Source organism: Paenibacillus sp. 01T422 (genome assembly GCF_056398785.1).
Window position 1 is genome coordinate 1 of record NZ_JBFTQB010000301.1, and the last position, 6,661, is coordinate 6,661.

The following is a 6,661-nucleotide window of genomic DNA, read 5'->3' on the forward strand; positions in this document are numbered from 1 at the left end:
TTTCTACATAATGCCCCATTTCGTGTGCCATCACTGTCATTTCTACATAATGCCCCATTTCGTGTGCCATCACTGTCAAAATCTCATCAGGCTGCAGTTTTTTCAGCGTCGTATCCCAGAGCACGATTCGTGCGTTACCGCCAATTCCATTGACATAAGCGTTAATCGCGTTGGTCCTCTCGGACATATTGACCTCATACACCTGCTTAGCTGGAATGTGCGATTGCGCCGCCAATTGCAGAATTTGCGCTTTAAGCTCTTGATCCTGGAGCGGTTTGAAATCATTGTACAGAGGATCAAGCACAACAGGTTGAATGAACGTGACGAACAATATCAATGGGACAGACAACAGCCAGAACCAGAACCACCACCGGTTGGGACTCCAATGTAGCACCAGTCTGAATATCCAAACCATTACAATTGTACCTACGGCATTAAGCAGAAAATCTTTCCCATGGTCCCCCCAAAAGATCGCCAGCGTCTCCGTGGATACCCCGTAGGCTTGGTCGATTTTGAACAAAAAATAATCCACTGGCAAGAACAGCACGTCCATCAGCAGAATAAACAGAAGCACAAAAACGACCATTTGCAGGAAGGAGGCCTTAAAAAGCTTTTCAGCAAAACTTCGAATGTTGACAGCCACACCAAGGAGCAGCAGGATCAATCCAATTTGCAGCGGAGAGCTGAGGAAATAAGTTAATGATCGGATCCGTGATAATGACTCAGCTTTGTCTATTTCCTGTACGGTCATGAACGTGTGCGGGTCTGCGCTTGTCCCAACCAAGGCATGAGGTATTAGAAACAAATCTCCTTTTAATAAATACACAATCATGATGACCGCATAGACGCCAAAAGCTGCGCCAAGCCCTACATAGAGACGTCTCATTTCATCCCTCCACCGCCAACTTCATACAAATTAATTAACAGCCAATCCGGTGTAAAATCTCTGGACAACAGCCATACTTGCGTGAACATTCCACTTGGCGGGACGAGCTTATGCTTGAAGCTAAGCACATCAGACATCCCAAACAGCAGCGAAACATTACGTATTAGCAGCATACAAGGGTATTCGTGGGAATAATCCTGTAATTTCTGTTCCTTACTAACAATCCGATCATTAATGACCTTAATAAAGTTGTCCAGTACTTCAGCCCCAGGTTTCGTGAGCTCGGATCGTGACATCATGAGTCTGGCTTCCTCCATATCATAAAACAAATGAGTCACTTCGAGCCCTATAAGCTCGTTATTGGCATCCTCCAGAAGTGCGTCCGGCTTCTCCTGTTGGCGAACCATTTGCAGCGCAATGGGGTTATTAATATTATATAATTCAAGAAAAATATCGATAGCGGCTTGCTCTAGCGCCTTTTTCTCCTCTTCATGCTTATTCATAAACTTCCCTCTTATCCATGAACCGGGTATTTTTCACCATTTTACCCTATTGTATGAGCTATTGCCTCACATGGTCATCTCTAGATGCTGTCCACTTTCCTAGACTATGCCGTTTGGCTATCCTTATATGTCTTTCCGGCTTCACCTTGCATTTCCAGATTCTTCATGATGTAATGAGAAGATCGTGCTAGATCGGAAGTGATTTCACATTAAAAAGTTTGCGTGCTGCTTGATCGTTATATGGTCTGTCATGTGCCTGGCATTGCCCAAGCCAACCGCGCCTGCTATTGAACAAGCTCCCCAAGTTCTCCAAGCACCAGCTCTAAGACCACCTGTCGTCGAGGTCAGTAAGCCGCTTCTCAATGTGCTTGTGCCGCTGCCATCCGCTGATGCTCCTCCTGCAGAACATCATTATCAGGTGCCTAATGCCCCTGCTTTATCACAGCTGCCGGAACTGCCCAATGGGTGCGAAGCCGTGGCGGCCACCATGCTATTGAACTGGGCCGGGCTCCCTGTCACCAAAGAGGAAGTTGCCGACGCACTTCCTAGAGGCGAGATGCCTACAGAGAATGATGACGGAGCCTTCGTTGGGGGCAATCCAGAGGATGTATTTGTCGGCAACCCTTATGAGGCAGGATATGGCATTTACCATAAGCCGATGTATACAACAATGAACCAACTGCTGCCGGGGCGTTTCAAAGATATCACGGGTGCTTCCTTTGAGGCGCTACTAGGCGTCATAGAAGCAGGCAAGCCCGCCATGATTTGGGCGACGGAACACATGGATACCCCTTATCTGGATCTGGAATGGCAAGATGAAGAGGATCGACTCGTAGAGTGGTATCAACCCGAACATGCCTTGCTCCTAACAGGTTGGGACGACGAATACGTTTATATGAACGACCCTATGACTGGGCAGCAGGAAGCCTATGTTTTAAGCGATGTCAAACAAGTTTGGGAGCTCATGGGCTCGCAGGCCATTACCTTGAATTAGGCGGCTTGAACCACTTTCCCTGTGGTCGAAAAAAACATGAACGTCCCTCCCGTCTTGAATTGGAGGCACGTTCATGCTTTGGTTATAGAGGATCCAACTGCACGGATGCTTGCTTGCCACTTAGCTGAATGCCTGTTTGTTTGCGTCCATAAGCGCTTAAATCTTTGATCAAATCTTCAAGCAAAGCTTTGGCTTGAGCGCCTTCTTTGCCTGAGATCTTCACAACCAGCTGCACGGCATCTCCGCCTTGCAGAATCCGTCCCGCCTGCTGGCGCTTCGTATCCAGATCGTGATCCTCGATATGCGGAGTTAAGCGCAGCTCTTTGATCTTTGGCGCTTGTTCCCGCTTCCTAGCTTGCTGTTTCTCCTGCATCTCTTCCTGCTTGGCCTGACCCGCTCCGATCAATTTGCACGGCGGCGGACTACTCATGAGCGAAGTACAAACTAAGTCGACTTTCAACTGCTTCGCCAGAAGCAGCGCTTCCTTCGTAGACATCACCCCTAGGTCTTCACCCTGAATTCCCGTGACATGAACCTCAGAGGCTTTAATCTTCTCATTCTTAATCATTGTGATTGCACCTGATCTTTCGATATAATGAACCCATCCGCCCTAAATAGTTGAATAGGTAGTTGAAGGAGATGTTTACGCTAGTATGAATAATAAAGAATTAGAAGAACAGATGATTGAAAACTATAAACGCGAAGAGCACATGATGATTCTCGTTTTTGCTCAGTGGTGTATCAACCATGATCTGGACCCGGCTGCACTCTATCGTGCTGCTTACCCGGATCAAGAGGATAATGCCTCTTTGCAGCAGGCCCTCGATTTAACGGTATCCAAAGAAGAAGCCGGCGAGGTCGCAGATAGCACGGTATTAGGCGTGTTGTCTCTCTTTGGCAACGAGGATCTTGCTTTTATCGTGACACAAGAAATCGATAAAAGGAATAAACGAAGTCGTTAACCTGATAAAGGAAATCAGACCTTGAGTGCAGCAAGATCGAACGCTTCGGCCAGCAGTTCAATCGTCCGCTGCCTCGTCTCAGGCAGATAACCACCGGCAACGACCATGATTTCATCTACTTGATAGCTGCTCGCCAAGCTCAGCAGCTGCTTCCGGACTTGCCCTGGATCACCRATGATCATCCGTGACCGATTATCCCTTACTCGGGTTTGATCCCAATCCGAGTACACATACTCAGCCGCTTCTTCAGGCGATTTCACTCCGGTGAACTCGCCTTTCTCCATTTGCAGAATGCGCAAATCGATGGAAGCGGCAAGCTCTTCCGCCTCTGCCTGCGTTTCGGCGCAGAGCACATAAATGCATACCGTCGCCTGCGGCACGACATTGAGCGCGGACGGTTTGAACGAGCTACGGTAGCTGCGCACCGCTTGCTGTCCACCCGCTCCGTTGATGAAGTGCGCGAAGCAGAACGCCGCGCCTGCTTGCGACGCGTACACACCGCTCTGCCCGGTGGAGCCGAGCAGCCACACCTGGGGCACTCCAGCCACCATAGGGGTGGCACGGATGCCCTCGAACACATGACCGGGCTCCACCGAATCGGTGAGGAACCCGAGCAGATCCGTGACTTGCGACGGGAACCTCTCAAGTCCTTCGAACAGATCAGCGCTGACTCCTCTCAGCGCTTTGGCCGTGTGCGGCGTGCCGCCAGGCGCACGCCCGATGCCAAGGTCGATACGCCCCGGATAGAGCGCTTCGAGCATCCGGAAGTTCTCAGCGACCTTGTAGGAGCTGTAATGCGGCAGCAGCACACCGCCTGAGCCGAGCCTAATGCGGCTTGTGCGCGCCGCCAATGTCGACAGCAGCACCTCCGGAGATGAGCCGGCGAGACCCTGCGAGTTATGATGTTCCGACACCCAGAATCTCGTGTAGCCTAGGCGATCAGCCAACTGCGCCAGCTGGATGGTTTGCTGCAGCGCGTCGCTATGCGTAAAACCGGAGGAAACCGGTGATTGATCAAGAATACTTAGTTTCAGCATAGTCATCCCTTCTTTCTGAGTCATCTGCCGATGGATTAATTATACAACGTCCTGGAAACAAAAGAAAAAGGACAAACCCCTGGAAGGCGTTGTCCCCGATGTGAACTATGTCTTTAGTAATCCTCTTACTTACTAAAAGTGTATGACATTGGCATCACTTTATGCCTTTCTTTTTTGTAAAGGGACCTCGCCTTCATCTAAGCAGGCATGTTGTAGCTTGACCGATTAGGTCGTCCCGTCCCTTGCTGGATGCGGGTTCTGCGATCTGTGAGACGATGAGCCGCCATGATGCATCCGATCAGAGCGGCGCCGCCTGCTGTGAATCCAGCCAGCACGTCGCTGGGATAATGAACGCCCAAATAAATCCGGCTTAATCCAATACACAAGACGAGTGTAACTGTTAGAATCGGTACTAGCCACGCCGCTTTCCAAACACTGCGCACATTGACCCACACCAAGTAGCCTATTAATCCGTAAAATAAAATAGACACCATTGCATGCCCGCTGGGAAAGCTGAACCCTGTTTCCTCTATTAACCACGGTCCCGCAGGGCGTTCGCGTTCAATTAAACCTTTGATCAGGATATTAAGCCCCCAGGTAGCCAGAACGCCTATGAACAGCACAAGAGTCTCCCATCTCAGTTTAAGCTTAAACAACAAGATTGCTGCAACCACTAGGAAAACGATGCTTTCTGCTTTTGCTTTTCCGAGTGTAGTAATAAATTTCACCACAGGTGTTAGTGAGTCGCTTCGAAGTGACTGCACAGCGCCGCCAATCCCTTCATCGAATGCTTGCAACCAACTGGAGGATATGCTCTGCCATAAAAAGATAAACCCGATTAGCAGCACGCACACCGCCCCGATACCCCAAATTAAATCTTTGAAGAATGCTTTCCCCTGCATATCTGATTTCTCCTCTGATGGTTAACTAGTTCCTATATTCGTTAGGCTCGGTTACGAGCCCTTACAGTCTGTCTTCTTTTCAAAAGCAGCGGAATTAATGCAAATACGATATACATCCCAACCGCAGCATAAAATTTCCCGGATCCAATGTCTTGCAGGGATGCGCCAAACACGTTATAGACCACGGCCCCTGGAATTATACCAATGAGCGTTCCCCATGTGTAGTCCCAAAAACGAATTTTGGAAAGCCCTGCCCCGTAACTGACTCCGTCAAACGGAAAAAAAGGCATCAAGCGCATGTACAACACGACCATGAACCCTTTCTCCTCGGCTTTCTGATCGAAGGATTGCAGCTTCTTATTGCGTAAAATTCGTTGAAAGCCATTTCTGCCCCATTTTCGTGTTATATAAAAAGAAAGCATCGCACCGGCACCCGCTCCAATGATATCGTAGATCGTCCCCCAAAAAGCGCCAAATACATAGCCCCCATACAGCGTCAACGGTGTCGCCGGAAACAGCACCAAGGGACGCAGTGTGTAAACAATGATGTATAAAAGGCCACCCAGCGGACCAGAATGCCGCAGCCATTCCGTCACTCGGCTTAAGTCCAAGCGAGCCCATACACCGGTCCATTGCAGAACGAGCAAGCCGACTGCAGCAACCAGAAACCATCCCACTAATAACCAAAGCGACTTTGAACGCGCCATGGGCTGCCTCCTTTCGGGCACTTACTTTTCTGATTTCCATCTTACAAAACCGGGGAGGCAATATCAACAATTTGGCGCTTTTGCATGGTTGGAGGAGGGGATTTGCTACAGTTAACAGGTAATTAACGCCGATTACTCCTGCTATTTTCCGCGATTAATCCAAATTCGCCCCAATAACTGGAATTTCTACAGCTAAAATCGCTTAATCCTTCCGATTTTGGGTAGTTGCCGACAATTTAGATGGAGCTTCTACTGCTAATTCATTCCCTGCCACCATGCAGCGTAGATTAGCGGTATTTTTCCATCTACAGTTTCAAAGAAGGTCGCGTATAGCTCGTTCCTTTGGAACACGATTTGGAGATTAGCTACTGTAAGAATGTTTTTCAGCGTTAGAGTGGCCGTGGTGCGTGAAATGGATATGTGTTGAGAAGTTAACGATGTTAGACATCGTTAACGGAGGCTTGATGAGCAAATTAGCTACTGTAAGAATGTTTTTCAGCGTTAAAGTGGCAGTCGTGCGTGAAGTGGATGTGTGTTGAGGAGTTAACGATGTTAGACATCGTTAACGGAGGCTTGATGAGCAAATTAGCTACTGTAAGTATGTTTTTCAGCGTTAAAGTGGCAGTGGTGCGTGAAATGGATGTCTGTTGAGAAGTTAACGATGTTAGAC

At 48.7% G+C, this 6,661-nt stretch carries 9 protein-coding genes; 3 read left to right on the forward strand and 6 right to left on the reverse strand.

Annotation, left to right across the window (positions count from 1 at the left end; genetic code table 11):
- Both AC1DUA_RS17690 and AC1DUA_RS17695 read right to left on the reverse strand, forming a co-directional pair.
- On the reverse strand, window positions 1-886 hold an 886-nt coding region (locus tag AC1DUA_RS17690; protein WP_477501021.1), incomplete at its 3' end, for a M48 family metalloprotease.
- Complete coding sequence (locus AC1DUA_RS17695; RefSeq protein ID WP_477501022.1) at window positions 883-1,389, reverse strand: hypothetical protein; 507 nt, start codon at window positions 1,387-1,389, stop codon at window positions 883-885. The genes AC1DUA_RS17690 and AC1DUA_RS17695, both read right to left, overlap by 4 nt.
- Before the next feature lie 229 nt (window positions 1,390-1,618).
- Between AC1DUA_RS17695 and AC1DUA_RS17700 the strand changes: the two genes are divergently transcribed.
- On the forward strand, window positions 1,619-2,383 hold the full coding sequence (locus AC1DUA_RS17700; protein WP_477501023.1) for a C39 family peptidase: 765 nt from the start codon (window positions 1,619-1,621) through the stop codon (window positions 2,381-2,383).
- 82 nt (window positions 2,384-2,465) lie between these two features.
- Here AC1DUA_RS17700 and infC read toward each other — a convergent pair whose 3' ends face one another.
- A complete protein-coding gene (gene infC, locus AC1DUA_RS17705; protein WP_477501024.1) occupies window positions 2,466-2,951 on the reverse strand; it encodes a translation initiation factor IF-3 in 486 nt (161 codons plus the stop codon).
- 85 nt (window positions 2,952-3,036) lie between these two features.
- Between infC and AC1DUA_RS17710 the strand changes: the two genes are divergently transcribed.
- Entirely contained in the window at window positions 3,037-3,345 is a 309-nt protein-coding gene (locus tag AC1DUA_RS17710; protein WP_477501025.1) for a hypothetical protein, read from the forward strand.
- Between the two features lie 14 nt (window positions 3,346-3,359).
- Here the strand turns inward: AC1DUA_RS17710 and AC1DUA_RS17715 are convergent, their stop codons facing one another.
- From AC1DUA_RS17715 to AC1DUA_RS17725, 3 genes are all read right to left on the reverse strand, one after another.
- Window positions 3,360-4,382 (reverse strand): LLM class flavin-dependent oxidoreductase, encoded by a 1,023-nt coding sequence (locus tag AC1DUA_RS17715; RefSeq protein WP_477501026.1) that lies wholly within the window; start codon window positions 4,380-4,382, stop codon window positions 3,360-3,362.
- A gap of 197 nt (window positions 4,383-4,579) precedes the next feature.
- On the reverse strand, window positions 4,580-5,284 hold the full coding sequence (locus AC1DUA_RS17720) for a phosphatase PAP2 family protein (protein ID WP_477501027.1): 705 nt from the start codon (window positions 5,282-5,284) through the stop codon (window positions 4,580-4,582).
- A gap of 41 nt (window positions 5,285-5,325) precedes the next feature.
- Window positions 5,326-5,991, reverse strand: coding sequence for a TVP38/TMEM64 family protein (locus AC1DUA_RS17725; protein WP_477501028.1), 666 nt, complete (start codon window positions 5,989-5,991; stop codon window positions 5,326-5,328).
- A 407-nt stretch (window positions 5,992-6,398) separates the two neighbouring features.
- Between AC1DUA_RS17725 and AC1DUA_RS17730 the strand changes: the two genes are divergently transcribed.
- The gene (locus AC1DUA_RS17730) at window positions 6,399-6,530 is read left to right on the forward strand and encodes a hypothetical protein (RefSeq protein ID WP_477501029.1); all 132 of its coding nucleotides are present in this window, start codon (window positions 6,399-6,401) and stop codon (window positions 6,528-6,530) included.
- Window positions 6,531-6,661: the final 131 nt, after the last annotated feature.

Bases quoted from the DNA above. Each gene is read 5' to 3' on its own strand.
- AC1DUA_RS17695 (WP_477501022.1), bottom strand. From the start codon at position 1,389: ATGAATAAGCATGAAGAGGAGAAAAAGGCGCTAGAGCAAGCCGCTATC.
- infC (WP_477501024.1), bottom strand. From the start codon at position 2,951: ATGATTAAGAATGAGAAGATTAAAGCCTCTGAGGTTCATGTCACGGGA.
- AC1DUA_RS17710 (WP_477501025.1), top strand. From the start codon at position 3,037: ATGAATAATAAAGAATTAGAAGAACAGATGATTGAAAACTATAAACGC.
- AC1DUA_RS17720 (WP_477501027.1), bottom strand. From the start codon at position 5,284: ATGCAGGGGAAAGCATTCTTCAAAGATTTAATTTGGGGTATCGGGGCG.
- AC1DUA_RS17725 (WP_477501028.1), bottom strand. From the start codon at position 5,991: ATGGCGCGTTCAAAGTCGCTTTGGTTATTAGTGGGATGGTTTCTGGTT.